At 42.4% G+C, this 23787-nt stretch carries 28 protein-coding genes and 1 pseudogene; 12 read left to right on the top strand and 17 right to left on the bottom strand.

Features of this window, described 5'->3' with window-relative positions; genetic code table 11:
• Positions 1 to 103: 103 nt before the first annotated feature.
• Both JUI58_RS12565 and JUI58_RS12560 read right to left on the bottom strand, forming a co-directional pair.
• The gene (locus JUI58_RS12565; RefSeq protein WP_204104134.1) at positions 104 to 898 is read right to left on the bottom strand and encodes an ABC transporter ATP-binding protein; all 795 of its coding nucleotides are present in this window, start codon (positions 896 to 898) and stop codon (positions 104 to 106) included.
• A gap of 4 nt (positions 899 to 902) precedes the next feature.
• Complete coding sequence (locus JUI58_RS12560) at positions 903 to 1793, bottom strand: ABC transporter permease (RefSeq protein ID WP_204104133.1); 891 nt, start codon at positions 1791 to 1793, stop codon at positions 903 to 905.
• 178 nt (positions 1794 to 1971) lie between these two features.
• Between JUI58_RS12560 and JUI58_RS12555 the strand changes: the two genes are divergently transcribed.
• Entirely contained in the window at positions 1972 to 2262 is a 291-nt protein-coding gene (locus tag JUI58_RS12555) for a hypothetical protein (protein ID WP_204104132.1), read from the top strand.
• Positions 2263 to 2349: 87 nt separating this feature from the next.
• On the opposite strand, the gene JUI58_RS12550 is transcribed toward JUI58_RS12555, so the two are convergent.
• The 7 genes and pseudogenes from JUI58_RS12550 to JUI58_RS12520 form a co-directional block, all read right to left on the bottom strand.
• Entirely contained in the window at positions 2350 to 3354 is a 1005-nt protein-coding gene (locus JUI58_RS12550; RefSeq protein ID WP_204104131.1) for an ABC transporter substrate-binding protein, read from the bottom strand.
• Between the two features lie 152 nt (positions 3355 to 3506).
• A complete protein-coding gene (locus tag JUI58_RS12545; protein ID WP_204104130.1) occupies positions 3507 to 3824 on the bottom strand; it encodes an RNA-binding protein in 318 nt (105 codons plus the stop codon).
• A gap of 230 nt (positions 3825 to 4054) precedes the next feature.
• Positions 4055 to 5221: an LptF/LptG family permease gene (locus tag JUI58_RS12540; RefSeq protein ID WP_204104129.1), complete on the bottom strand. Its 1167-nt coding sequence runs from the start codon at positions 5219 to 5221 to the stop codon at positions 4055 to 4057.
• A 24-nt stretch (positions 5222 to 5245) separates the two neighbouring features.
• Positions 5246 to 5971: an LPS export ABC transporter ATP-binding protein gene (lptB, locus tag JUI58_RS12535; RefSeq protein ID WP_204104128.1), complete on the bottom strand. Its 726-nt coding sequence runs from the start codon at positions 5969 to 5971 to the stop codon at positions 5246 to 5248.
• A gap of 255 nt (positions 5972 to 6226) precedes the next feature.
• Positions 6227 to 6610, bottom strand: a pseudogene (locus JUI58_RS27745) (LptA/OstA family protein); the annotation flags it as partial.
• 148 nt (positions 6611 to 6758) lie between these two features.
• A complete protein-coding gene (locus tag JUI58_RS12525; RefSeq protein ID WP_204104127.1) occupies positions 6759 to 7148 on the bottom strand; it encodes a DUF309 domain-containing protein in 390 nt (129 codons plus the stop codon).
• Positions 7149 to 7173: 25 nt separating this feature from the next.
• A complete protein-coding gene (locus JUI58_RS12520; protein ID WP_204104126.1) occupies positions 7174 to 7545 on the bottom strand; it encodes a ferredoxin-thioredoxin reductase catalytic domain-containing protein in 372 nt (123 codons plus the stop codon).
• Between the two features lie 94 nt (positions 7546 to 7639).
• Between JUI58_RS12520 and JUI58_RS12515 the strand changes: the two genes are divergently transcribed.
• Entirely contained in the window at positions 7640 to 8320 is a 681-nt protein-coding gene (locus tag JUI58_RS12515; protein WP_348539882.1) for a ComF family protein, read from the top strand.
• 11 nt (positions 8321 to 8331) lie between these two features.
• Positions 8332 to 8808 carry a GtrA family protein gene (locus JUI58_RS12510; protein ID WP_204104125.1) on the top strand — a complete coding sequence of 159 codons (477 nt, stop codon included), beginning with the start codon at positions 8332 to 8334 and terminating at the stop codon, positions 8806 to 8808.
• 11 nt (positions 8809 to 8819) lie between these two features.
• Here the strand turns inward: JUI58_RS12510 and JUI58_RS12505 are convergent, their stop codons facing one another.
• A complete protein-coding gene (locus JUI58_RS12505; protein ID WP_204104124.1) occupies positions 8820 to 10217 on the bottom strand; it encodes a protein kinase in 1398 nt (465 codons plus the stop codon).
• A gap of 97 nt (positions 10218 to 10314) precedes the next feature.
• Between JUI58_RS12505 and JUI58_RS12500 the strand changes: the two genes are divergently transcribed.
• Genes JUI58_RS12500 through JUI58_RS12485 form a run of 4 tightly spaced genes read left to right on the top strand, consistent with a single transcriptional unit; the run spans position 10315 to position 12531 of the window.
• Entirely contained in the window at positions 10315 to 10821 is a 507-nt protein-coding gene (locus JUI58_RS12500) for a molybdenum cofactor biosynthesis protein MoaE (protein ID WP_204104123.1), read from the top strand.
• Positions 10822 to 10832: 11 nt separating this feature from the next.
• Complete coding sequence (locus JUI58_RS12495) at positions 10833 to 11141, top strand: (2Fe-2S) ferredoxin domain-containing protein (protein ID WP_204104122.1); 309 nt, start codon at positions 10833 to 10835, stop codon at positions 11139 to 11141.
• 14 nt (positions 11142 to 11155) lie between these two features.
• Positions 11156 to 12106, top strand: a complete 951-nt coding sequence (locus tag JUI58_RS12490; protein ID WP_204104121.1) for a VCBS repeat-containing protein — start codon at positions 11156 to 11158, stop codon at positions 12104 to 12106.
• 35 nt (positions 12107 to 12141) lie between these two features.
• Complete coding sequence (locus tag JUI58_RS12485; protein ID WP_204104120.1) at positions 12142 to 12531, top strand: RidA family protein; 390 nt, start codon at positions 12142 to 12144, stop codon at positions 12529 to 12531.
• 37 nt (positions 12532 to 12568) lie between these two features.
• Here JUI58_RS12485 and JUI58_RS12480 read toward each other — a convergent pair whose 3' ends face one another.
• Positions 12569 to 13447, bottom strand: a complete 879-nt coding sequence (locus JUI58_RS12480; RefSeq protein ID WP_204104119.1) for an MBL fold metallo-hydrolase — start codon at positions 13445 to 13447, stop codon at positions 12569 to 12571.
• Positions 13448 to 13811: 364 nt separating this feature from the next.
• On the bottom strand, positions 13812 to 14255 hold the full coding sequence (locus tag JUI58_RS12475) for a hypothetical protein (protein ID WP_204104118.1): 444 nt from the start codon (positions 14253 to 14255) through the stop codon (positions 13812 to 13814).
• A gap of 373 nt (positions 14256 to 14628) precedes the next feature.
• Between JUI58_RS12475 and JUI58_RS12470 the strand changes: the two genes are divergently transcribed.
• Positions 14629 to 15255, top strand: coding sequence for a DNA endonuclease (locus tag JUI58_RS12470; protein ID WP_204104117.1), 627 nt, complete (start codon positions 14629 to 14631; stop codon positions 15253 to 15255).
• Positions 15256 to 15425: 170 nt separating this feature from the next.
• The gene (locus JUI58_RS12465) at positions 15426 to 16028 is read left to right on the top strand and encodes a YdcF family protein (RefSeq protein WP_204104116.1); all 603 of its coding nucleotides are present in this window, start codon (positions 15426 to 15428) and stop codon (positions 16026 to 16028) included.
• Between the two features lie 76 nt (positions 16029 to 16104).
• Here JUI58_RS12465 and argF read toward each other — a convergent pair whose 3' ends face one another.
• Positions 16105 to 17031, bottom strand: coding sequence for an ornithine carbamoyltransferase (gene argF / locus JUI58_RS12460; RefSeq protein WP_204104115.1), 927 nt, complete (start codon positions 17029 to 17031; stop codon positions 16105 to 16107).
• Between the two features lie 42 nt (positions 17032 to 17073).
• Here argF and JUI58_RS12455 point away from each other — a divergent pair, with 42 nt between their 5' ends.
• Complete coding sequence (locus tag JUI58_RS12455) at positions 17074 to 18711, top strand: alpha/beta hydrolase (RefSeq protein ID WP_204104114.1); 1638 nt, start codon at positions 17074 to 17076, stop codon at positions 18709 to 18711.
• A gap of 359 nt (positions 18712 to 19070) precedes the next feature.
• Positions 19071 to 19535: a hypothetical protein gene (locus JUI58_RS12450; protein ID WP_204104113.1), complete on the top strand. Its 465-nt coding sequence runs from the start codon at positions 19071 to 19073 to the stop codon at positions 19533 to 19535.
• A 64-nt stretch (positions 19536 to 19599) separates the two neighbouring features.
• On the opposite strand, the gene JUI58_RS12445 is transcribed toward JUI58_RS12450, so the two are convergent.
• From JUI58_RS12445 to JUI58_RS12435, 3 genes are all read right to left on the bottom strand, one after another.
• Positions 19600 to 20259, bottom strand: coding sequence for an alpha/beta hydrolase (locus tag JUI58_RS12445; RefSeq protein ID WP_204104112.1), 660 nt, complete (start codon positions 20257 to 20259; stop codon positions 19600 to 19602).
• Between the two features lie 90 nt (positions 20260 to 20349).
• Positions 20350 to 21183, bottom strand: a complete 834-nt coding sequence (locus JUI58_RS12440) for an alpha/beta hydrolase (protein ID WP_204104111.1) — start codon at positions 21181 to 21183, stop codon at positions 20350 to 20352.
• A gap of 151 nt (positions 21184 to 21334) precedes the next feature.
• Positions 21335 to 22594, bottom strand: a complete 1260-nt coding sequence (locus JUI58_RS12435; protein ID WP_204104110.1) for a folylpolyglutamate synthase/dihydrofolate synthase family protein — start codon at positions 22592 to 22594, stop codon at positions 21335 to 21337.
• Between the two features lie 84 nt (positions 22595 to 22678).
• Here JUI58_RS12435 and JUI58_RS12430 point away from each other — a divergent pair, with 84 nt between their 5' ends.
• Positions 22679 to 23242, top strand: a complete 564-nt coding sequence (locus JUI58_RS12430) for a Uma2 family endonuclease (protein WP_204104109.1) — start codon at positions 22679 to 22681, stop codon at positions 23240 to 23242.
• Between the two features lie 103 nt (positions 23243 to 23345).
• Here the strand turns inward: JUI58_RS12430 and JUI58_RS12425 are convergent, their stop codons facing one another.
• On the bottom strand, positions 23346 to 23681 hold the full coding sequence (locus JUI58_RS12425) for an STAS domain-containing protein (protein WP_204104108.1): 336 nt from the start codon (positions 23679 to 23681) through the stop codon (positions 23346 to 23348).
• Positions 23682 to 23787 lie beyond the last annotated feature (106 nt).

Genomic DNA, 23787 nt, shown 5'->3' with positions numbered 1-23787 from the left:
TGACGGCTTATCAAAAATTTATGACTCCGAAAAAGTAATACAAACTCCACGACGCGATCGCGGGAAAAAGTTTTAGAACTAAAATCTCTTTTTTTAGTAAAGTTTATCCCAAAAGTAGGGCATCATCCGCTAAATTTTCTTGTTGTTGCTGCTGAAATAGATCGAGTAAATCGCCTACTTTTAAACCCGATCGCGCTTTATCTTGAATGTCAAAAATAATCTCTCCTTCGTGTAACATGAGAGTGCGAGTTCCCAACTCCAACGCTTGCCCCATACTATGAGTTACCATTAATGTTGTTAGGTTTCTTTCTGCCACAATTTGCTGGGTTAATTGTAGAATATAAGCGGCTGTTTTTGGGTCGAGGGCGGCGGTATGTTCGTCAAGTAAAAGAATTTGATGAGATGATAAAGTGGACATGAGTAAACTAACGGCTTGACGCTGACCTCCCGATAAGAGTCCCATGCGATCGCGCAATCTTTTCTCTAACCCCAGTCCCAAACTTGCCAATTTTTCCCGAAACATTTCTCGTAAGCGATGATTCAAAGCCGGTTGTAAGCGTCTTTCTTTACCTCGACGATAAGCTAATGCTAAATTCTCCTCTACGCTTAGATCGGGACAACTTCCTGCTAAAGGGTTTTGAAACACCCTTGCAACCCATTGCGATCGCCTTGCAGTTTGCCAGTGGGTGACATCGCGATCGCCAATTAAAACTCTCCCTTGTTGGGGAATAATATCCCCACTCAGTACATTTAATAAAGTTGATTTTCCTGCCCCATTACTGCCAATAACGGTGACAAATTGACCTTCTGGAATTGTTAAATCAATTGCTTTTAAGGCGATGGTTTCTAAAGGTGTATCGGGATTAAATTTAACTTGAATCTTTTCTAATTGAATCATTTTTCTATTTTGAGGATAACTTTTTGGGCAAAGATTTGGGGGAAATTAGGGCAATTCCCACTAAAATTGCTGTTACTAAATTTAAGTCTTGGGTTTGAAAACCGAGGAAATCTAAATTAAAGGCAAACGCAACAGCAATGCGATAGGAAATTGCTCCTAAAATTGCGCTAAATGTTGCCCATTGCACGCTAGAATTAGTAATCAATCTCTCGCCAATAATGACCGCAGCCAAGCCAAAAATAATCGTTCCTACCCCCATTGTCACATCCGCAAATCCATATAATTGAGCAAATAAAGCGCCTGCAAAAGCCACTAAAGCATTACTCATTGCTATGCCTAAAAGAATTAGGCGATCGGTATAAATTCCTTGGGCTTTTGCCATTGTTGAATTTGTTCCAGTTGCCCGCATTGCTAAACCTAATTCTGAGTTGAGAAAATAATCGAGGCAGAATTTAATTAATAATACTAAAATCAATAAAATAAGGGGTGTTGCAACCCAACTAGGCATAAAATTCAAGAGTTCTTCTAGAGGGGCGATCGCGGTAGACTGTCCCAATAAAGAAACATTGGGTTTGCCCATAATGCGTAAATTAATTGAGTAAAGCGCGATCGCCGTTAAAATACTGGCGAGAAGGTGCAGTATCTTAAACTGCACGTTGAGAAATGCCGTAATCAAACCCGCTATTCCTCCCGCAAAAATTGCCACTCCTGTCGCTAAATAAGGATCGATCCCATTAGCAATTAAAGTCGCAGCAACCGCACCTCCTAACGGAAAACTACCATCAACTGTTAAGTCGGGAAAGTCTAATACACGGAAAGATAAATATACGCCAATGCCCACTAAAGCGTAGAGCAAACCTAATTCAATTGCACCAAAAAACGCAATTATATTCATCTGAACTTTATAAATACTATAAACTGATTTGAATTTTAAATGATTTGAATTAAATTTCAGCGAATTTTTTTTTCTTGTGCCATGCTTAGAATACTAAACCCAAATCAATCCAGTATTTAGCAAGTATTGGAGCGATCGACTACAAACAAATTATTTTCTCAAAAAAAGAGAGAAATCCATGGAAAGGTATCTTAAAGTCTCCACCTCGTTTGCCGCAGTTTTATTGTTTAGTATTGGCGCGATGGCATTAACTTCTTCTCCGCTTCGGGCAGAAGAAAGTACCATTGAAATTGATGGCGCAATGCTAGACAGATGCGATGCAGAAGGAATAGGCGAATTAGCTTGTGCTTGTTGGTTTGATGCTATTATGACTGGAGAGGAACTCGATAGTATTACTGAGGAAGACGTAGACGAGCTTGCCTCTGAATATCAAGAGGAACTCGCTTACTGCATAGATGCTAACGGATAAACTCAACATAACCCAATAAACTCAACATAACCCAATAAACTCTAAATAAATCTTGCAAGTTAGATTCTGTAACTTGCAAGATTTTCTTTATTGTATCACCTTCTCTGCTCTAGATTTAACGCTTTCAGGAATTTCTACTCCCATTGCTTCTGCTGCTTTGAGATTGACAAATAATTGTAGTTTCTCTACAGATTGTACGGGAATATCCCCCGGTTTTTTACCTTCTAAGACTTCAAGAACAATTTTTCCTGTTTGTCTGCCCACATCATAATAGTTGAAACTCAGTGCCGCGATCGCACCTCGTTCGACGGAATCCGTATCTCCTGCATAAAGAGGAATTTTGTTCTCCGTCGCGACTTGAATTGCTGCCTCTAAAGCTGAAACAATAGTATTATCCGTGGGAACATAAATAACATCTACTTTCCCGATTAAACTCTGTGCTGCTGTGGCTACATTACTCGATTGTGCGGCAGTTGCTTCAACAATTTCTAAATTGCGAGATATTGCTTCTTTTTTTAACAATTCTACCAAGCTCACAGAATTGGATTCTCCGGCACTATAAAGTACACCAACGCGCTTTACTTCCGGTGTAATTTCCTTGATTAAATCCAATTGTTCGCCAATGGGAGAAAGATCCGTAACTCCTGTTACTAATTCTCCAGGTTTTTCCAGATTTTCCACCAACTTTGCTCCGATGGGATCGGTAACAGCAGTGAAAATAACAGGGATTTCTTTTGTTGCAGAAATGATAGCTTGTGCGGAAGGAGTCGCGATCGCCACAATAACATCAGGGCGATCGCCAACAAATTTACTGGCAATTTGTGCAGCAGTGCTAGGATTACCTTGAGCGCTTTCCCACTCCCATTTTAAGTTTTCTCCCTCCTTTAATCCTGCCTCTGCTAATTCATCTTTAACTCCCTCTCGGGTTGCATCAAGGGCAGGATGTTCGACAATTTGGGTAATAGCGACAAATTTCTCGGTTGTTTTACTTTCTGAAGATTTTGTATCCGTACTTTCTGGGGACTGTCCGCACCCCAAAAGCGTTGTTGCTAAAAGTGTGGTGATAAAGGCAGATTTTAAAGCTATTTTCATATATCACTCTTTTTTTCGCGAAAAGATAAAAGGCGATCGCGCATCAAGTCGGCGATCTAAATTTATATTACTCCAGTTTAAGCAACACAAAAAATTCCCCCCAAACACATAAAAAGTTTGCAGGGAAAAAATGTAGAATGTAATTAACGGTTTTAGAAACGATTGTTTCTGCGACCGCCGCCACCGCCGCCACCGCCAAAGCTGCCGCGACTACCACCACCATTTTCCTTGCGAGGACGCGCTTTGTTAACTTTGAGTTCGCGACCCATCCATTCTGCCTCATCAAGGGCTTCAATGGCTTTGTCTTCTTCCGCTTCCGATCCCATTTCTACAAAAGCAAAGCCCCGAGGACGAGAAGTTTCTCGGTCGGTGGGAATATGGACGCGCTGAACAGTTCCATATTCAGTGAAAACTGAAGTGAGATCCTCTTGAGTGACCTCATAGGCAAGATTGCCTACATAAATCGACATGACCTGTGTTGTCCTTTGTTTAGAATGTTATTCACAATTATGAAGTGAGCCAAGATTTCGGAGAGAAGCCTGTCAATACTAGATCGAAAAACCGTCAATACTGAAACAAAAGTCTATCACCGCTCTTTATTCTCGATCGCCATCTTAACACTTTATCTTGAAAATTGGTATCCTAATTCCACAAAAGTACATAATATCGTGAATAGTTTGTTTCACCTTACTTTGGACAGTTAACTTGCCGATCGCAGCAGTAAAATTCCTCCGACGGTTAAACCAACAATATTTGCTAACCAAGCCGCGACAAGGGGAGAAAGCGAACCCAAAACCCCCATTTGTCCCGTGACTGTAAAGAGGGTGTAATAGCAGAAAATAACAATCACGCTCAAACCAAAACTGGTAGATTTACTTGTATTGCGAGGCAGAACCCCCAAAGCCGCTCCCACCAAGCCAAATACCAAACAGGCAAAAGGTAGAGAAAATTTTTGTTGAATGCGAACTCTTAGCTTGCGAACCGCGCGATCGTCTCCAGCCTGTTGAAAAAATTTCATTTGCGATCGCGCTTGAGCAATGCTCAGTTCTGTATTATCCCGCACCCGAGAAGCTAAATCTAAAGGAGTTCGCGGTAATTGAATTTGTTGACGCTTAAAACGGAGAAAATTATCGATGGAGCCATCGGGGGACATGAAGTACATCACCCCATTGAAAAAGTCCCATTTATTTTCCCGAAAATTCCAAGTGGCAGCCTCGGAAGTTACAATTTGACTAACGTTACCTTCGGAGCGATCTAACACCGTCAATCCCTGCATTTCTTGGCCATCAAAGCGTTCTGCATAAAATAAACGTTTTAAAATCTTCTCGGGATTCCCAAAGTCATCTTTCACCGTCGCATATTCAGGATAAAAAATATTCTTATCTTGAAAGAGGGGTTTATCTTGATTGAGTGCTTTTTCCAGGGTAATTGCTGCTTGATAATTGGCAGAAGGGACGATCCAATCATTAAAAATAAATGTTACCCCAGTAATGACTAAACTTAGGGCCAGAGCGGGGACGACAATCCGATAAACACTGGCACCGACACTCCGCATGGCCACGATTTCGCTATCGCTTGATAACTGTCCGTAGGTCATCAAGGCCGCGAGGAGCATGGACATAGGAAAAGAATATAAAATAAATTGCGGGACACTAAAAAGAGCGACTTTAAAGGCGATGGAATTGGGTAAGCCATATTCTGTGACTCGCCGCACTAAATCAAAGAGAATTCCCACTGCAATACCCAAGGCGGAAAACATTCCCAACCCGAAGAAAAAGGGCGGTAAAATTGCGCCAACAATGTAGCGATCCATCACGGAAATATGAAGGAGTCGATAAAACGAAAACTTGGATTTGCCTGCGACCATTGTGTTTTAGAATTTTCTTGCAAATTACAGTTTAAACTGTTCTCCGAGATAATATTCTCGCACTAAACGATTGTCGTATAATTCCTCGGCTGTGCCGGCGGCTAAAATTTCTCCTTCTCGCATGATGTAGGCGCGATCGGTAATGGCTAGGGTTTCCCGCACGTTATGATCGGTGATTAAGATTCCCATATTACGATCGCGCAATCCGGCCACAAGGTTTTGAATTTCCGTCACGGCGATCGGATCGACTCCCGCAAAAGGTTCATCTAAAAGCAAAAATTTCGGTCCGTTGCGTCCCGTTGCTAAAGCGCGGGCAATTTCCGTGCGTCGTCTTTCTCCTCCCGATACTTGATTGCCTTTGGTGCGGGCAACTTTATGGAGACGAAACTCACTTAAAAGTTCTTGTAGGCGCTTGGGATGCTCTTCTGGGGGAACATTGCCTTGCTCGAGTACCAATTGAATATTTTCCCACACTGTCAAATCTCGAAAAATGCTGGCTTGTTGGGTGAGATAACCAATACCGAGATGCGATCGCTCATTGAGGGTTAGGCGAGTAATATTGCGATCCTCGAGCCAAACCGTCCCTTGTTTTGGTTTAACCAAGCCGACAGCAATATAAAATGTGGTTGTTTTGCCTGCGCCATTGGGTCCGAGCAAGCCAACAATTTCCCCTTGAGCAACACTAATATTAACGCGATTGACGACTAATCGCTTGCCATAAGCCTTATGTACGTTCTCTAATCGAATCATTTCAATTATCAATTATCAATTATCAATTTCCCATTAGCGATCGCCTTCCGGCATAATTTCTTCGACGGGAGGAGGAGGAAATAAGCTGTCCTCGGGAACAACTGCTTCTACGGGTTGATTGTCTCTCGGTGGGTTTAGAGGGGGTAACGAGGGCGCAATCGTCGCATTGTTGGACGTACTGCTGTAGGGTTCTTTGAAAGCAGGCTTAGGATTATAGGGAACTAATGCGGGTTCTTTAGCGGGAGAAGTGGGAGCATCGGGATCGGAAACGTAATAAATTGACTCAACTTGGCTATCGGCTCGAGGAGTCGCTACAACCCGCCCTTCTTCAACGTAATAGGTAATAACCTCTCCTCTCGTACTATTGCCTTCCTGGAGGACGTGAACGTTCCCTGTGAGGACGATTACCCCGTCATTGGTAAAATATTGTGCTTGAGCGGAAGTTGCTTGCATTTGCCTAGCGGGATAATCAATGCGAACATTACCCCGAGCCGTCATGACTCCCGTGCTACGGTTTGCTTCTTGAATATCCGATCGCACGACCATTTGTCGTCCGACTTCCTGTGCTTTTACCGATCGCGCATTTTGCACGAAGGAAAAACTGCCTCCGACAACCAAGAGAGGAAGGGCGATCGCCATTCCCCAAAGTCGGCGCGAGTTAAGATTTTTGGGATTGATAACGGCAAACATGGGAAGATAAAGAAAATAACGTTATTGATAATTGATAATCATTCATTGCTCATGAAAAAGAGACGTTCGGGGAATCGGGCAAGTTTCCTAGAGTTGCTCAAATCGAGATAATTTTGGGAAAACTGGGAGAGTCGGCTTGAGAATGAAGGACTTCTTCTCGAAAAGAGGCGATCGCCTCGGGAGAGATGTGTTGGAGACTGTTGAGGAGTTCCCAGCTTTCCTCAAACAGTCGCGTCACATTGATTCCTTCGTAGTCTGGTCGATAGTCTCGAATACGCCGTGTTCCCTCTCCTAACAATGTTACTGCACCTCGCCAGTTACAGTTCTCCAAATGATAGCAAGCGACAGCAATTTGTAAAATTCCCTGATAAAACTGTCTGCACGGTTCCGAGGCTTCCATCCAAAGCGCTTCTAAGGTATCGTGACAGGCATAAAACTCTTGACGATTGAACTCCTCAACCCCTTGTAAAAATGCTTGACGAGTCATTTAAGAATTCAGAACTGGTGATTAATTAAGACCCTGTAAGACTTTCCCGAACTTTGAGAATCTCTTCTATCTCAATATCTTGTTTATCCCCCACAAAATCATCTTCTGGTTTCAGGAATAACATACAATGGCATTCTTTGCGTTCTCGCATGGGTACGCAGGGACAATTCCAAAATGCTACTTTGACTTCTGCTTCCTTATCTTCGTAGTGACGACAGGGACACAAGGGGGAACCCAACTCATCTTTATGCTTTGCCAATCCTTCAATAACTACTGCTGTTACCGACGGATCGATACAAAAATAAGTATCTGTATTTTTAGCATATTTTTCTGAAAAACTTTTCATTGCCGAAAGTGTTTTATCCTTGTGCTTGTTATCCGGATTTGCGGAAGTCATGGGTTTAATGGTGTAATAGCGAACAATATTTTATCTTCAGCATTGTAACCCAAGGCGGTTTTCCATATACATCAGTACGAGGGGAGAGATCGAGGTGCATTTTGCTTGGTTGAAAAATTTCCGGTCTTTATTTTTGGCAGATGCTTGTCCTTTGTGCGATCGCCCGGCAGAAGATATCCTTTGTAAAGCCTGCCACAGGCAACTACAACGGTGTCAAGTCGCCAAACCCGCGGCCTCTTGGCAAGGAGAATCGCCGCTTTTTATTTGGGGTCATTATGGGGGAGTTCTCAAAAGGGCGATCGCCGTCATGAAATACGAAAATAAGCCTCAAATTGCGGAACTTCTCGGAGAGGAACTTGGTCGAGTTTGGCTCAATAGTGCCTCTATTTTACCCAAAGCGATCGTTGTTCCCCTACCCATGAACCCCGAAAAGCGTCAAAAAAGAGGATTCGATCAGGCTGAATTAATCGCTCGCAGTTTTTGCCGTCAGACGGGTTTTTCGTTAAAATCTCAAGGTCTACAACGCATTAAAGACACAAAACCCTTATTTGACCTCAATCCTCAAGAGCGGGAATTAATGATGCAAGATGCCTTTGCCTTGGGGAAGGACTTCCAAAAGAGAAGACCCCAGTTACCGATTTTACTGGTGGATGATATTTGCACCACGGGAAATACATTAAAAGCAGGGGCGAAAGTCCTCGTTGAGCAAGGAATTCAGGTGGCAGGAATTGCTGCAATTGCTACTCCAAATCGGAAACTGCCCACAAACCATTAAGATACTTTAAGTTGTTGACCTTTTATGCGATCGTGCTTGCCAAACTGAAAAACCTTTCCCCCAAAACCCTGATAAATAATACAATGGTTCGCTGGTGGATCGTTGGTTTGGCCTTTATGGGTTTAAATATTCCTCTCCTCTATTTTGCGATCGAACTGTTTCATCTGCCCGCATGGTTTGCTGCTTTGACGACTTCGGAGTTTGCCAATATTTTGCGCTTTTTCATCAACGATCGCTGGGTATTTGGTTTTCCTCGTCCCACTTGGAAGCGATTTGGGGAGTATCATATCGCGATCGCCGGTTCTTTTATTGTTTGGACTGGAATCTACAATTTTCTCGTTTACGGTGTGGATATCGAGCAAATTACGATAGTGCCATTCATCCTCGACACTTGGGAAGTTATTATTGCACCAGTTATTGCCACAACTTTTTCTGTTTTTGTTAATATGCTGACCAATTTTCTCTGGATTTGGCGAAATAAAGAATAAGTTCCTATTGTTTAGGGATTATGAGAGGGAAAGCTCTCTTTCATCTTCTCCAATTGTTGATAAATTCCTTCACTGGTCAACCAACCATATCCCGCTTCTCCCAATTTCTTCAGCAAGTTTTGAAAATCTTCTTCTGTCCAAGTTGGAGTCCCGTAGCGAGTCAGTGCTAATTGTATCTCGTCTTCTGAGAGATCGTAAGATTGTTTTTGTTTTGCTGTTGAAGCTGGAAAAAACAACTGTCTCGGTGAAGGAAAAAGTGCAGCCGTTTGCCGAGAATCTTGCTCAATATTAGCGGTTCTAACTTGCAAAGGAATGAGATATTTTATTTCTTGAGGAGAAAAAGTGTGTAAGACTAGATAACGTTCGTAAAGTTGTCCTAAAATCAAATAGTTTGTATCAATTATCACCTTGTAATTTGATTGAGAGCGATGAAAATGAGAAGGAGTGATGGAAATCCAAGGATGAGCGCGAGGAGTTGCTGCAAAATCCCCTGGATGGGGAGCAACTTCCCAAATTCCTTCCTGTACTGAAGTCGGAAGTGAACGTTTAACTCTGAGAGTTTTAGTTAGTTTTTCTTTGATTTTTGTAGACTTAAAAATTAAGCCTGGATGTTTCAAAACAACTTCTTGTATTTTTTCAATGGAGATTTGTTTGAAAATTGCTTTAGCTTTAATAGCTGAGAGATGGCGATCTTGGGGATTTAGCTTAACCATTTTCTCAAGCCAATCCAAAAAATCTGAGTTTAGATGAATCAATCTATCTCGGAAAACAAAGCGATTTTCTTGATTAATAAGTCGGGTAATATTCTGGGATTTTGTATTCGTTAAAATACAAAGGATTGTAGCACCAGTACTATACAAATCTGTTGATTTACTACTTTTTTGTCCTCTTCTTTGTTCCGGAGATAGAAAACCAATATTCCCATCTATTTCATGAGGGAGGCGATCAGTAATTTTAAAATCTACGAGATAGACCGTAAAATGAGAATCGATAAAAATATTTTCCGGTTTCAGGTTTTGATGCAAAACATGAGGAACTTTCTTTTGTAAATAAATTAAAATATCAAGGAGAGAAAGAATAATTTTTTTGAGGTTATCCGAAGAGATCGTTCCAATTTCAGCAAGAGAACCGAGTTCGAGGTATTCTCGAACAACATAAAATGAATCTGCATCCTTATAAGTATGAAGATAATGGGGAATCCCTGGATGTTTTAGCTCTTGTAAACTTGTAACCCTGTCCTGATATTGTTTAATGAGAATGTTGTTTGCTTCTGTTGTTGATAAATTAATTTTTTTCACAACAACTGTTTTCTGGGTAATGGTATCTAATGCCAGAAATGTAACTGTGTTCTGATCGGGACATTCTCCCAATTTTTTGAGTGTTTTATAACGCTGCATTGCTCCATTCATTGAATGCTGTTGATTGAATCTAATCTCTCGATCGTTGTTAGAATAGAAGAACGTAACAAGGCACAAGTTATCAGTCCCATCTCAACGATCATTTGCTATGAGTCTTGTCTTTGATTCCCAGTCTATCCCGAGTCAGACGATCGCGGGCGATCGCGCAGAAGATAGCTTAAAAATAACTTTTGCCCCTCTCTCTCTCGAAAATGTTTATCATTTGGCTGATAGTGCTGCTAATGGTGCCATTGTCGTCATGAGCGGTACAGTGCGCGATCGCACCGACGGACAACCGGTTACGCTCCTAGAATATCAGGCTTATGAGCCAATGGCGATCGCAATTTTTCAACAAATTGCTACGGATATTCGCCAAACTTGGCCGGATACCAATCGTATTGTTATCCATCATCGCATCGGACGCTTAAAAGTAGGCGAAATAAGCGTTTTAGTTGCTGTGGGTTGTCCTCATCGTGCCGAAGCCTTTGCAGCTTGTCGTCATGCGATCGATACTTTAAAACATAATGCCCCCATTTGGAAAAAAGAGCATTGGGCAGATGGGTCAAGCAGTTGGGTTAGTATTGGAGCGTGCGAACAAGAACAAGGAAACTGTTAAATTAAGCAAAAATGAACTCCTCACAAAAGCAACGCACTGTTCTCGTTTGTCAGAATTGTACCTGTCTGGCTCGAGGCGCAAAAGCATTGTTAGAAGCCTTTCAAGCTGCGGATCTCCCTGATAATGTTGAAGTTGTTGCGTCGGATTGTTTGGGACAATGTAATATGGCTCCTAATGTCCGCATTATTCCCGAAGAAACATGGTACTGTCGCCTTTCCCCAGAAGATATACCTCGCATTGTCCAACAACATCTGCACGAGGGCAAACCCGTTGCAGAAAAATTGCATCCTCGCATTCATTCGTACTATATTTTCTCGTAGCACGGCTTTGACCCATGAAAATCAATTATAAAGTTGCTGCCGTTGTTGTTGTTGGGGTTGCCGTTTTGAGTATATTGGGAGTAAAACTCGCTCAATTTGGCAATACACAATCTTGGTTGGATAGCCCTTATTATGGCGAACGCGGTATCTTTTTTGCCGATGTTACGGGGGATGGTCGTGCTGATGCGATCGCCGTTAATGATAGGGGTATTACGATCAGGCGTTCTACTGGGTATAGTTTTGCCGAGGTTGAACCTTGGCTTAATCGTGCTTATGTAGGAGAAAAGGGAAATTTCTTTACCGATGTTACGGGGGATGGTCGCGCCGATGCCATTATTGTCAATAACAGTGGCATTGGAGTCAGTCTAGCAACATTATCAGATTTTGCCCCCCCTCAAACTTGGGTCGGTAGTCCTTATTACGGCACAAAAGGGACATTTTTTGCGGATGTAACGGGAGATGGTAAAGCCGATGCTATTGTCGTCAATGATAATGGCATTGGTGTGGGGCGATCGACAGGAACTAAATTTTTAGCCAATGAAACTTGGGTTGAGGGGGAATATGCTGGCGATCGCGGCATATATTTTGCAGATGTAACCGGAGATGGTCGCGCCGATGCCATTATTGTTAAGAATACGGGCATTAGTGTGCAGCGATCGCGGGGCGATCGGTTTGGCATGAAGGAAACTTGGACGGATAATGCTTATGTTGGTGAAATTGGTGCTTTTTTTGCCGATGTAACGGGAGATGGTAAGGCTGATGCTATTGTGGTTAATCGAGATGGCGTAACCATAAGACGGTCTACCGGTTCAGCATTTGCACCGAATGAAACCTGGATCCAAGGAATTTATTATGGTAACGTCAGTACTGATTTTGCTGATATTACTGGGAATGGTCGCGCTGATGCCATTGTGGTCAATAAAACGGGAATTGCCGTAAAATTGTCTGAGGTACGGGAATGGTAATGTTAATTATAATTGTCAATAGGAAGATGTGAATAATGTTTGAGAGAATCATCCTTCAGGATGGAAAATTGCCTTTATTTGGCTCGTTTCCCCATGCTATTCGCGCGGGAGATTTTCTGTTTGTGACAGGTCAACTTTCAGAAGATCCAGACACGGGAGAGATGTTGATTGACGCGATCGCAGAGCAAGTAAGACAGGTGATGGAAAATTTAAAGTTAGTTTTAGCGGAAGCAGGAACAAGTTTAGATAAAGCGGTAATGGCGCGAGTTTTTATTACCGATATGCGCTATTTTGATACCGTTAATAAAATATATTCATCCTATTTTCAGGATGGAAAAATGCCCTGCCGAACAACAATAGGAGTTGTCGGTTTAGCGGGAATGGGCGACGTAGAAATCGATTTGATTGTCTATTGCGGCAATTAAATCATTAAATAAGTGTAATCTAATTAACTATCAACTATCAACTAATCATCTGTAGGTTTTTGGCAAGGGGAATCAATTCAATGGACTCGCCTTCCCGGGCTAAAATCGCCCCTGGATAAGCGGCTGCAACCTCTTTGCTCACAGTATCTAAAAAATCATCATTGTGTAGGGGATCGTGATGAAAGATGACTAATTTCTTAACTTTGGCAGTACGAGCAATTTTAACAGCTTCTTGCCAAGTTGAATGTCCCCAACCTACTTTACTCGTCTTTTTATCGTAGTATTCTGCGTCTGTATAGGTTGCATCAATAATGAGAACATCAGCGTTCTCAGCTAAGTGCAGTACATTTTCATCAAGGCGATCGGGGAAATGTTCCGTATCGGTGACATAAGCTACCGTTAATCCTTGCCAACTGACGCGATATCCGATCGCCTCCCCTGGATGATTGAGTTTAGCATTTTCAACTAGCACTTCCCCAATCAGTAATTTTTCGCCAATATCCAAATCGTAGAATTGTAATTCTGCCTGCATGATTTGCAAGGGAACAGGAAAATTAGGATGTAACATTTGGTCGTGATGGCGCTGCTTAATGGTCGAACCATTGGGGGCTACAGCACCATAAATATTAAAGCGATTTCCCTTAATAAAAGCAGGGGTGAAAAAAGGAAATCCTTGAATGTGATCCCAATGAGAATGGGTAAAAAAGATCTGTGCCTCTATGGGCATTTGTCGCAGCAGCGATTGACCCAAAACTCGCAATCCCGTACCGCCATCAAAGATCAAGCGTTCGCTGCCAACGACCATTTCAATACAAGGGGTATTACCGCCATAACGGACAGTTTCTACACCTGGACAGGGAATGCTTCCGCGAACTCCCCAAAAGTTAATTGTGAATCGATTGGATTGGTTGGCCATAGGTAATGTTGATGGGGGGTTAAACGGTCAAATAATGGGTGACTTGACTTGGCTGGGGATCAGCGATCGCTCGATTGAGATGGGCTAGGATACTCTAATTACAAGTTGCATGGCAAACAAGGTCAGGTCAGGAATAATTTGGGAAAACTTGCTACCAGTATCGAGTTTCAATCTCTGCTATCAAGGTTTTTGGTAGATTTTAGGTTGGTTTTGGTTTAATTATATCGATAAAACCGAGACTATCCGAATTTATACCGAGTCTAATTTAGGGAGGATAACAAGAGAGCTAGGGTTTGTCTGAGAGTTCGATCGCCTTTAGTCGCGATCTCGATCGCATTCCCCATAAACTGCCTACAATTCTTTCTCAAGGAGAGTCGGCTTTCTCCAGTATAGTTTTTAGATGTTCCTCAAGTTGTGGGATAAGAGCCTCTGTTGTCTCCTGCGATCGCTCAAAACAGATGGGAGGAGGTATATCCGGTTCAAAGTAGAGGAGCTTAATTTGACCCGTACCAATGGCGATAATCAGCACCTCTGTTTCGGGTTTATGGGCATCAATCAAGCCGATCGCCTCCTGCATTTGGTTGTCTGTATTGCGATTGAAGGTTTCCAGCGCTTCCTGGGAACAAAAGACAAAATGCGGGGTGGGTTGTAAATCTAAACCCAAGGTTTCCTTGCTGGCGGGGTTTTGTAAATGCAGTCCCCAACTCAAAGCAGCTAATTGATGTCGATACTCGTCAGCAAAGCGATCGAGATGGTATTTCCAAACTTCATTCTCTGAATCAGGTTGTGGCTTTTTAGCTCCATACATGGTCGATTTGCCGTGATTATTGTTTCCTTAACATAGCATAAGGCAAGGGTTTCGTCGATTTTTCCGAAGAATTTCTAACAGAAAATCCAAAAGTCCTGCTAGAATATGCACTAATTCTCTCAATGAATCTGAACTTTGGGAGAAGCGGTTGCACCCCTTGGGTTGCGATCGCGCTGATAAGGGGCTGTGGCTCAGTAGGATAGAGCAAGCGCCTCCTGAACTGTCGGGCAGTCTGAGGGAAACTTCAGATGTGAATGTAGTCAAACTCAAGGAAGCCTAAGTTCCTTAAGGAATAGGGTAATCTTGAGCCAAGTCGGGGAAATTCTTCATTTCTTCGGAAGGTGCAGAGACTGGTTGTAGAGAGTTAAAGGAGATGGACTTTAATGCCTCATCAAAAAAAGAGCAACGGGGAATTTTAGCGGGAATGCTGTTGGGATGGGGAAGAAAAAATGGCGATAATTTTTTCATTCAACATTCTCTCCCACAAGAGGAATATCTTCTGTTTAAGAAAAGTCTCCTCGAAGGCATTACGCGGAAACCTGTATCTTGCGATCGCAAGAGCTTAAAAACAGGAAAAATCGCCCTCCGCATCGAACCTAAATTGATTCCTTTAACGAGGATATTAATCAAACGGCTGTACCGAGAAGAAAATCAAAGTCAAAAAATTTCACGCAAATTTCTTGATTTTTTGACTCCTCAAGGAATAGCAATCTGGTTCATGGATAAAGGCTCAAAATCTTTCAAAAGAAGAGGCGATCGCATTTGTGCCTTAGAAATTTTCCTGAATACCCGCACATCTCAAATAGAAAGTGAAATAATTACAGCTTATTTTGCGGAAGTTTGGGATATTCACTGGGGATTAAGTAAAACGAGAAATTTTTATCGTTTGCGCTTAGGAACAAAAGCTGGAAAGCAATTTTGTACATTTCTTCGGCCTTATATTCACCCCAGTATGCTCTATAAAATTGAAACCTCCTACAACACAACGGCTACCATCTAAGGGTGCGAAAAAACACCTAAGATGAAGGAATAGTCCAGAGAGTGGGGAAACTCACACCAATCTGAAGCGCTAGGTCGCCGGTTCGAATCCGGCCAGTCCCGTTCTTATCAATCCTGTTCTTATCAATCCTGTTTTTATCAATATTAGTCACTGATAACTGATAACTGATAATGGTTTTAAAGTTTACATCTCATCAGTTTTTTCCCAGTACAACTTCTTGTCAACAGGGTAAAAGGCGATCGTTTTTTTGGTTACTTCCTGCCTTAATTGTTGCGCTTTTTTTTGCTTATAAAGAATTACAAAGCGTCTTGGTACAACCCGATGATGTTTTTGTGTTAGGAGGACTGGAAAAACGAGAGTGGGAAGCCGCAGAATTAGCAAAAGACAATCCCGAATTAGATATCTGGGTATCTTCGGGAAGTCCAGAAGGATATGTGCGAGGTGTATTTGATAAAGCCGGAATAGAAGGCGATCGCATTCACCTCGATTATACGGCACAGGATACTGTCACCAATTTTACGACATCAGTAGATCAATTACAGATGGCAGGAGTTAAAAGCGTTTATTTAGTCACGTCAAAAAACCATATGCGCCGGGCCAGAATTGTCGGAGAAATTGTGTTTGGTAGTCGAGGAATTATTCTCAAACCAATAGTTGTGGAGTCAGCAGGAAAACCAGAACCATTGTCTAAAACGGCGCGGGATGGGGGACGAGCATTTTTGTGGTTATTAACAGGAAAAACAGCAGTTAGTTTGAAAGATAAACTTGATTAGGTAATCGGTAATAGGAGAAGAAAGGAAGGAAGAAAGGAAAATTATTTATTCTTTCTTCATTCTTCTTCCTTTGTGCCTAATCTGTTCCCAATAAACTGGCCATCAATGCTTTTTGTGCGTGCATCCGATTTTCAGCTTGATCCCAGACTCGAGACTGTTTTCCTTCGATCGCCTCGTCGGTAATTTCTTCCCCGCGATGTGCCGGTAAACAGTGCAAGACGATCGCCTCGGGATCGGCATGACTCAAGAGAGTGGAATTAATTTGGTAGGGTTGAAAGATGGGAATACGTTCTTCGGCCAAATCTTCCTGTCCCATACTCGCCCAAACATCAGTATAAAGAGCATGAACCCCTTCAACCGCAGCGACGGGATCTGAGGTGACAATAATTTCTGCCCCATCAATAGCAATTGCTTTACCTTTCTCAACAATGGCGCGATCGGGTTGATAATCGGCTGGAGTAGCAATGCGAATACTGACCCCAGATAAGGCACATCCCAACAGTAAAGAATGAACGACATTATTGCCATCTCCTAAGTAGGCGATGGTTTTTCCCGATAGTTGGCCAAAACACTCTTGGATCGTGAGCAGATCCGCTAGAATTTGACAGGGATGCTCTAAATCTGTCAGGGCGTTAATAACGGGGATTTTGGCGTAATGGGCAAAGGTTTCTAAATCTTCTTGTTTGAAGGTGCGAACGGCTAAAATATCAAGATAGCGGTCTAAAACTCTGGCAGTGTCGGAAATGGGTTCACCGCGTCCCACCTGGGTTACTTTGGGGTTGAGATCGATCACTTGACCCCCCAGTTGATAGATAGCCGTTGAAAAACTAACGCGAGTGCGGGTCGAAGCCTTGTAGAACAGCAATCCTAATACTTTTCGGCAGGTTGGTTTTTTAATGCCACTTTTGAGATCGGCGGCAAATTGGAGTAAATTTTTCAGTTCCGCAGCGCTCAAATCTGCTAACTCGAGTAAGTCTCTTCCCTGTAAACTCTTAACGCTCATTTTTTTATTAGTAATCGTTAAACCGTCAAGAGTAAACCGTAAATGCCTGATCGACAAGTATCAAATTTAGCCATTACTTTAGAGAAAATGGAAAAACGATCGCCGACTTCTTTTTGCTTGACAAGTTTGGGTTTGACGGCTTTTAATCTGGCGATCGCCTTGGCAATGCCAGCCTATAGTGCCGAAAAAATTATTTTGCGTTACGGTCCTCTGGAATTTACCTTAAGGCGAGAATCCCTAGAACGCTATGCCGAAGCAGGAACGATCGCGCCAGATTTAGATGACTTTACCTCTCGCTTGGATAAAAATCAACGACAACAACTCAGGGAAGTCCTCTCAGCCAAAGCCGAAATCGATACGGTTGCGGTGTCGCAATTCTTCTATTCCACCCAAGGAGAAGCCATTTTAAATCTCCTTGGCAAGGTGGTACAAACGCGATCGGGAGAGTCGGGATTTTATGCTCTGCGATCGGCGCTAATTTTAGCCTCTGCTGATGAAAAAGGGCTTACCCCTTTAAATATCATCAAAAAGTTTCCCACCTCTGAAATTTTGCTCAATTCTGCTTCTGCTTTCGATCTGCTGAACCAAGCGAGTCGATCTATTCAAATGACTCAAAAGGCGATCGCGGCGATCGAGTCGGAAGTGTCCAATACCGATGCAGTGCAGGGAGATTTCCCCCTAGATTTGCAAGTAGTTGGGGAGATTACTTACAAGAAAATAACTCTTATTCTTAACGATCGCGATCGCGATCGGGCTTTTCCTGCGGATCTCTATCTTCCTGATCGCAACAATCTCGAACTCTCCCCTTTAATTATTATTTCCCACGGTTTAGGCTCCGATCGCGAAACATACTCTTATCTCGCTCAACACCTTGCCTCTCATGGTTTTGCCGTTGCTGTCCCCGAACATTCCGGCAGTAATTCTCAACAGTTACAAAACTTAGCAAAAGGCTTGGTTCAAGATATCAGTCCTCCTCGGGAATTCATCGATCGCCCCCTCGATATTCGATTTTTACTCGATCGGCTGGCAGAAAAATACGGTCATCGTCTGGACTCACAGCGCGTCGGGGTTCTCGGTCAATCTTTTGGCGGTTATACGGCACTGGCTCTCGCTGGAGCCGAGTTAAACTTTCCGCAACTGGAGGTACAATGTCAATTAAAGAATTATTCTCTGAATTTGTCTCTTTTACTGCAATGTCCGGCACAGACTCTTGCAGGTAAAAAATACACCTTGCACGACGATCGCATCGCGGCAGTTATGGCGATTAATCCCATTACCAGCAGTGTTTTTGGGGATGCAGGTATGGGATCGATCCAAATTCCTACGGCGATCGTAACGGGAAGTGCTGATACTGTTGCTCCTGCATTAGCCGAACAAATTTTACCTTTTACGGCTCTCGTTACACTCCATAAATATCTTATTTTGTTAAAAGGTGGCACTCACTTTTCGACCCTGGGTATCTCTTCTGATGACATTGCCCTGCCTCCTCGTGTCATCGGTCCCGATCCGGCGATCGCTCGCGATTATATGAAAGCCCTCGGTTTAGCATTTTTCGGCGCTTACATTGCGGGGGATTCTCAGTATGAATCTTACCTGAGTGCTGACTATACCCGACACCTACAGCGCCAAGAGATACCCGTAAGTTTGGTTAAATCTTTACTTCGGGAGCAATTAAACTAATTTTGTCATCTCTTTTTGTCCTCTCTCAATAGGTATAAATACTTTTACAAAAGTTTACAAAATATTACTAATTTTCATATAGAATATTAATTAATATGAACGAAGTCTAAAGGAATGCCCCCTGGAAGATGCGGGAAAAATATCTCAAAACCTTTATTTAAAGAGATTTTTGGGCTAGAAGTAACTTCGATCGCGGCGATCGCGCTGAAATGAAACTCACTATAAGATTTATTGCGTTTTTTGAATTTTTAGCGTTGAGAAGCACGATGAGGGTAAATTACTGATTCCCAGCGTCTCACCTCGAGGAAAAGCCTTAATTTGTCTGTTGTTCGAGACTTATAAACAAGGAGAAATTCACCATGATTGGCTATATCAAAAAAATGCTGCAAGGAAAGTCTTATTATTTAGAAGAGTCCTCGCCATCTTCTGCTAACGAACCAACTGTTTCCGCTCCCCCTACAGAAGAAAAGCCAGAACCTGTTGAAGCCGAAGCTGAAAAATCGGAAGATGTTCCTGCGGTAGAAGCTGAAACCAGTAAAGGTGGAACGAAAAAATCTAGTCAGAAAAAGGGCAAAAAAAAGGCTGTGGCTCTAGAAGAAACCGTTCAACCCGAAGCACCGGCAGCAGTTTACCCAAGTACATCCGATACGCTCGAACTGATTAAGGCAGCAGTTGAAAAACCGACCACTCTAGCCCAAGCAGACAGTGAAGAGGAAGGCTCAACTTTTGCTCCCGATTATTTACTTTATACCAAAACTCAAGCCAAGCGCCGTCCGGGAGCCAGTATGGATTCTTTCCTGAAGATGGCACGTCAAAAGCGCTAAAAAAGGAAGATGGGAGGGGAAAAGCATTTTCATCTCTTCTCTCCCTCTCTTTTTTTCTTCTTTTTTATTGTCCAACTCTTGAGCGATCGCATTCACAGAGCAAAGGTCCTAAAAGATCCCGCATAACAGCGACAGGAACTTCAAGAAATTCGCTCACACTCTTGATAATACCGTTAACATCTGAAGCTACGCGAGCTAAGTTTTGTCCGTCAATGTACATATACTCGAGGGGATAGTTTTGGAAAAAGTCCAAAAGACTAATTTTGTTATCATCTCGTGCAGACATAACGATCGCGGAACGTAGAGCCTGAATATTGGCACGGTGAGATTTTGTGTGAATGATATTTCCTAACTCAAAAAGTGCGTATTCTGCGGGTAGGGTACTTAAAAGATCGTACAAAAAGAGAAAGTCAACACTGAGTTCTGAGGACATCAGCCGTCGTAATGTTTCTGGGTCTTGACCGGAATAGCGAACGAGCATTTTTACGTCTCGAGCAATTTCTCCAGTTTCAACAAAGGCTTCTAAGTTTTTAACCTTAAAACTTTGCTGAATGGGACCGTAGCTAACGACAATTTGTTCTGCGGCTTCGGTGGGAGGAGTACCGAGGAGAAAGCTCGCTCCTGCTCCTAAGAGGCACATCCCTCCCACAGAGAAGACTTTAACTGTTTTTTGACCTAGTTTTTGAGCTAGGGATTTTAGTGGCGATCGCGATAACAAAGACATGGGTGCAATTTCCTTTAGCATTCAGGTAGGTGCTGGTTTAATATCGGGACGCGAAAGGGCGATCGCGTCCCATCTTGTTTAGAGTTTGTCTTATTCGGCGATGTTGGCTTGAGTCTCGACGGTAACAATTGCGTCGTCTGCATCGTCGCGATCGGCTTGGGTATTATCTGTTGTGGTTTGGGAATCTTTTTCCAACAGGTTTGTCATAGCATCACGGCAATTCTCGACCGTTTCTGCGGAAACGAGAGTCGCACCACTTTCGACGGAAATAACATTTCCTTCTGAATCAACTGCCAATTTATCGCAGTCACAAATCAAAGGTTCAAGTAGATTTCTTGCTATATTTAAAGCAGGTTCGATCTGAACCATAAAATTGCTAACCTGATTGTAAACTGTTTGCATCCCGCTCAAGTCAAGATTGAGAGTATCGACAGGATAACGTTGCACCAATTCTAAGAGGGAAATGCGGTTATCTCCTGCGAGAGAGAGTTCGATCGCATCCTTCAGACCGACAAGATTATCATCAACTTGACCCGTGTTAACGGCTTTATTGACCTGTAAAAGAACAAAGTCACCAATAGAACTTCCGAGGACATCCTGAACAAAAGTCGGGCTGAGGCGAATTTCTAGAGTTAGGAAATTCTTTAAGATTGAGGGTATATCCTCACTGATATTCTCTAAAAAGCTGTTAACCTCAGAAGGAAGTTCTCCCGTTTGAGCAAAATTGACTAGAAAGCCAGTAGGAATGGTAATTTCGGTTTCTTGATATTTAATATTGATGATGTCTGTGGCTGCGGCGGGCATTCCCCCGAAGATCAGCCCGGCACTAATACCGATCGCGCAACTTTGCCCGATTGTTTTGACTTTTGTTAAAGATTTGCGGAATTGAGTCCCGATTTGACGGAATTGAAAGGTAGACGACATGACCGACACTCCAAAATTGAGAAGGAATAAATGATTTTTAAAAAGGATAACAGTTCGTTTTGATACTCAGTATATGGCAAATTACGGAAATTGTTCGATTTTCTGCGAGTTTTCTCATTTTTTCGGACTTTCTTCAAGATTCGATCGCAATCTAGTAAGTATTTATGCTAGAAGCGTCTCGGTGCGATCGCATTTTCTGCAAATAATAGCCAACTAAATATAAGGAGCCTCCTAAAACCACCCCATAATCTGTAGTTATTGCTTCATTCAGTGCGGGAAAAAGGTCGAAGTAGGTTTGACAAAACAGTAATTCTGGGCAAATTTGTTTTGCTAATGTTTCTAATTGCTTGGGTTCAGTATAGTCTTGATGGGGAACGGGAACGAGATATAGGCGATCGCCTGGTCGTAGTAATGCGGCTAAAATTCCTTTTTGATCTTTGCTGGCTAAAATGCCAATAACCCAGGCGATCGGAGTATTCAATGTTTCCACATATTGACGTAGCATTTGAGCGGCTGCGGGGTTATGTGCGCCATCTATGAGGATTTTCTGTTGTTTCCATTGCGTCCATTGTAAGCGACCTAACCAGCGTGTTTGAGCGATGCCAATTTGGATGGATGCTTGAGAGATATGCCAGCCTTTTTGTTGCAGGACTTGGAGTGCGGCGATCGCGATCGCGGAGTTCATTAATTGGACATCTCCCAGCAAAGGTAATTCATATTCAATCTTGTTAGATTTGGCTCGATTTTCTGCAATTCTCTCTGCGGGTTTAACCCAGATACTCGGACAATTTAAAGTTTGTATTCTTTCTTTAATAACGGGTTCTGCTTCTCTTGGTAATTGACCTATAATTGCCGGACAATTTGGTTTCAAAATTCCTGCTTTTTCTCTGGCAATTTCAGCTACAGTATCCCCTAAAATTTGCCAATGTTCTCGACTGAGAGATGTAATGATAGTAACGAGAGGGGAATCACAAACATTGGTTGCATCCAATCGCCCTCCTAAACCGACTTCCATGATGGCAATATCAACATTTTCTCGGGCGAAATAAAGCCATGTAGCGGCGGTAAATATTTCAAATTGAGTGGGGGGAAATTCTGGCGCGATCGCGGCAATGACTTCTTTTACTATTGCTTCTAATTGTTGAGACTCAATTTCTCGTTCATTAATACAGATTCGTTCTGTCCAACTAACTAAATGAGGAGAAGTATAACGACCAACTTTATAGCCAGCAACGGTTAAAGTTGCAGATAAATAAGCACAAACTGAACCTTTGCCATTTGTTCCTGCAATATGGGCGATCGGGACGCAATGATGGGGATTTCCTAAACGATTTAGAAGAAATTCAATGCGTTCTAATCCTAAATTAATACCGAATTTTTGCCAAGGGTTGAGAAGCTCGTTAATTGTCATTAATATTTATATTGAGAATTTGTTTTACTTTGATTTATAATTAGAATAGTTCATAGAGCGCGATCGCATTGGAGATTTATCTTTATGGTACAAGCTATTCCCAAGTCTCTAACATTGGCAGAATTTCTCAAACTCCCAGAAACAAAACCCGCTAGGGAATACATCGACGGGACAATTATACAAAAACCAATGCCACAAGGAAAACACAGTGTAATTCAAGGTGAACTCTCCGCCGCAATTAATGCTATTCTTAAGCCCGCTAAAGTTGCCAGAGTTTTTACTGAACTACGCTGTACTTTTGGCGGGCGATCGATCGTTCCAGATAGTTGCATATTTGTTTGGGAGAGAATTCCTCGCGATGAGGATGGTACAATTGCCAATGTTTTTCGAGCATCTCCAGATTGGACAATAGAAATTCTCTCTCCCGATCAAAGTCAAACTAGGGTCATTAAAAATATTCTCTATTGTTTGCAGCATCAAACCCAAATGAGTTGGCTAATCGATCCGAGAGAGGAAACAGTCTTAGTTTATCGCCCCCAGCAACAAGTTAAACTCTTTGACGAACCTCACCAAGTTCTTCCCGTACTTCCCTTTGCTAAGGACTTTAAACTCACGGTAGAGGCACTATTTGGCTGGCTGTTGGAGTAGTCTATAAAATAAAATCCTCTCCCGAACGATCGAGAGAGGATTTTGCGATCTGACTCCTTGTAAAATGACTCTTTTTAAAATCGGTAGTCTTATTAGTGCTACTTTACAAATTTGGTAATTTTGCTTCAAACGCTTTGCGATCGGGAAAAATATTAAATACTCGATCCATGCTAGTTAACTCAAACAACATAGAAATTTGTTCGTTAATGGAGCAAATACAAAGAGAAGCACTTGCTGCTCTCACAGTTTTAAGAGCGAGAACTAAAGCACCCAGTCCTGAACTGTCCATAAAGGTGACATCCTTAAAATCGATCAAAATTATCTCGGCACCTCCATTTTTGACGCTTTCACCGATCTCGTTGCGAAATTGGCTGGCTTTTGTTCCATCTAAAATCCCAGCAGGTTCGACGATTTTAACTTTTTTATTGGTAGAATTCATCAGAAAAATTGGGTAGAAACCCCGTCCTATAAGGACGGCTTTATATTAGTTTCGCTACCGCCTTGGAGTTGTTTAATTAGGGTGCTTTTGTATTGCACTTTTAACA

This window comes from Spirulina sp. CCY15215, from assembly GCF_016888125.1.
GTDB lineage: Bacteria > Cyanobacteriota > Cyanobacteriia > Cyanobacteriales > Spirulinaceae > CCY15215.
Note: the sequence above shows the minus strand (reverse complement) of the source record. Positions and strands in the feature narration are given on the sequence as shown.

Coding starts and splice junctions, on each gene's coding strand:
- JUI58_RS12565 (WP_204104134.1), bottom strand. CDS start 898: ATGATTCAATTAGAAAAGATTCAAGTTAAATTTAATCCCGATACACCT.
- JUI58_RS12560 (WP_204104133.1), bottom strand. CDS start 1,793: ATGAATATAATTGCGTTTTTTGGTGCAATTGAATTAGGTTTGCTCTAC.
- JUI58_RS12555 (WP_204104132.1), top strand. CDS start 1,972: ATGGAAAGGTATCTTAAAGTCTCCACCTCGTTTGCCGCAGTTTTATTG.
- JUI58_RS12550 (WP_204104131.1), bottom strand. CDS start 3,354: ATGAAAATAGCTTTAAAATCTGCCTTTATCACCACACTTTTAGCAACA.
- JUI58_RS12545 (WP_204104130.1), bottom strand. CDS start 3,824: ATGTCGATTTATGTAGGCAATCTTGCCTATGAGGTCACTCAAGAGGAT.
- JUI58_RS12540 (WP_204104129.1), bottom strand. CDS start 5,221: ATGGTCGCAGGCAAATCCAAGTTTTCGTTTTATCGACTCCTTCATATT.
- lptB (WP_204104128.1), bottom strand. CDS start 5,971: ATGATTCGATTAGAGAACGTACATAAGGCTTATGGCAAGCGATTAGTC.
- JUI58_RS12525 (WP_204104127.1), bottom strand. CDS start 7,148: ATGACTCGTCAAGCATTTTTACAAGGGGTTGAGGAGTTCAATCGTCAA.
- JUI58_RS12520 (WP_204104126.1), bottom strand. CDS start 7,545: ATGACTTCCGCAAATCCGGATAACAAGCACAAGGATAAAACACTTTCG.
- JUI58_RS12505 (WP_204104124.1), bottom strand. CDS start 10,217: ATGAATGGAGCAATGCAGCGTTATAAAACACTCAAAAAATTGGGAGAA.
- JUI58_RS12500 (WP_204104123.1), top strand. CDS start 10,315: ATGAGTCTTGTCTTTGATTCCCAGTCTATCCCGAGTCAGACGATCGCG.
- JUI58_RS12495 (WP_204104122.1), top strand. CDS start 10,833: ATGAACTCCTCACAAAAGCAACGCACTGTTCTCGTTTGTCAGAATTGT.
- JUI58_RS12490 (WP_204104121.1), top strand. CDS start 11,156: ATGAAAATCAATTATAAAGTTGCTGCCGTTGTTGTTGTTGGGGTTGCC.
- JUI58_RS12485 (WP_204104120.1), top strand. CDS start 12,142: ATGTTTGAGAGAATCATCCTTCAGGATGGAAAATTGCCTTTATTTGGC.
- JUI58_RS12480 (WP_204104119.1), bottom strand. CDS start 13,447: ATGGCCAACCAATCCAATCGATTCACAATTAACTTTTGGGGAGTTCGC.
- JUI58_RS12475 (WP_204104118.1), bottom strand. CDS start 14,255: ATGTATGGAGCTAAAAAGCCACAACCTGATTCAGAGAATGAAGTTTGG.
- JUI58_RS12470 (WP_204104117.1), top strand. CDS start 14,629: ATGGACTTTAATGCCTCATCAAAAAAAGAGCAACGGGGAATTTTAGCG.
- JUI58_RS12465 (WP_204104116.1), top strand. CDS start 15,426: ATGGTTTTAAAGTTTACATCTCATCAGTTTTTTCCCAGTACAACTTCT.
- argF (WP_204104115.1), bottom strand. CDS start 17,031: ATGAGCGTTAAGAGTTTACAGGGAAGAGACTTACTCGAGTTAGCAGAT.
- JUI58_RS12455 (WP_204104114.1), top strand. CDS start 17,074: ATGCCTGATCGACAAGTATCAAATTTAGCCATTACTTTAGAGAAAATG.
- JUI58_RS12450 (WP_204104113.1), top strand. CDS start 19,071: ATGATTGGCTATATCAAAAAAATGCTGCAAGGAAAGTCTTATTATTTA.
- JUI58_RS12445 (WP_204104112.1), bottom strand. CDS start 20,259: ATGTCTTTGTTATCGCGATCGCCACTAAAATCCCTAGCTCAAAAACTA.
- JUI58_RS12440 (WP_204104111.1), bottom strand. CDS start 21,183: ATGTCGTCTACCTTTCAATTCCGTCAAATCGGGACTCAATTCCGCAAA.
- JUI58_RS12435 (WP_204104110.1), bottom strand. CDS start 22,594: ATGACAATTAACGAGCTTCTCAACCCTTGGCAAAAATTCGGTATTAAT.
- JUI58_RS12430 (WP_204104109.1), top strand. CDS start 22,679: ATGGTACAAGCTATTCCCAAGTCTCTAACATTGGCAGAATTTCTCAAA.
- JUI58_RS12425 (WP_204104108.1), bottom strand. CDS start 23,681: ATGAATTCTACCAATAAAAAAGTTAAAATCGTCGAACCTGCTGGGATT.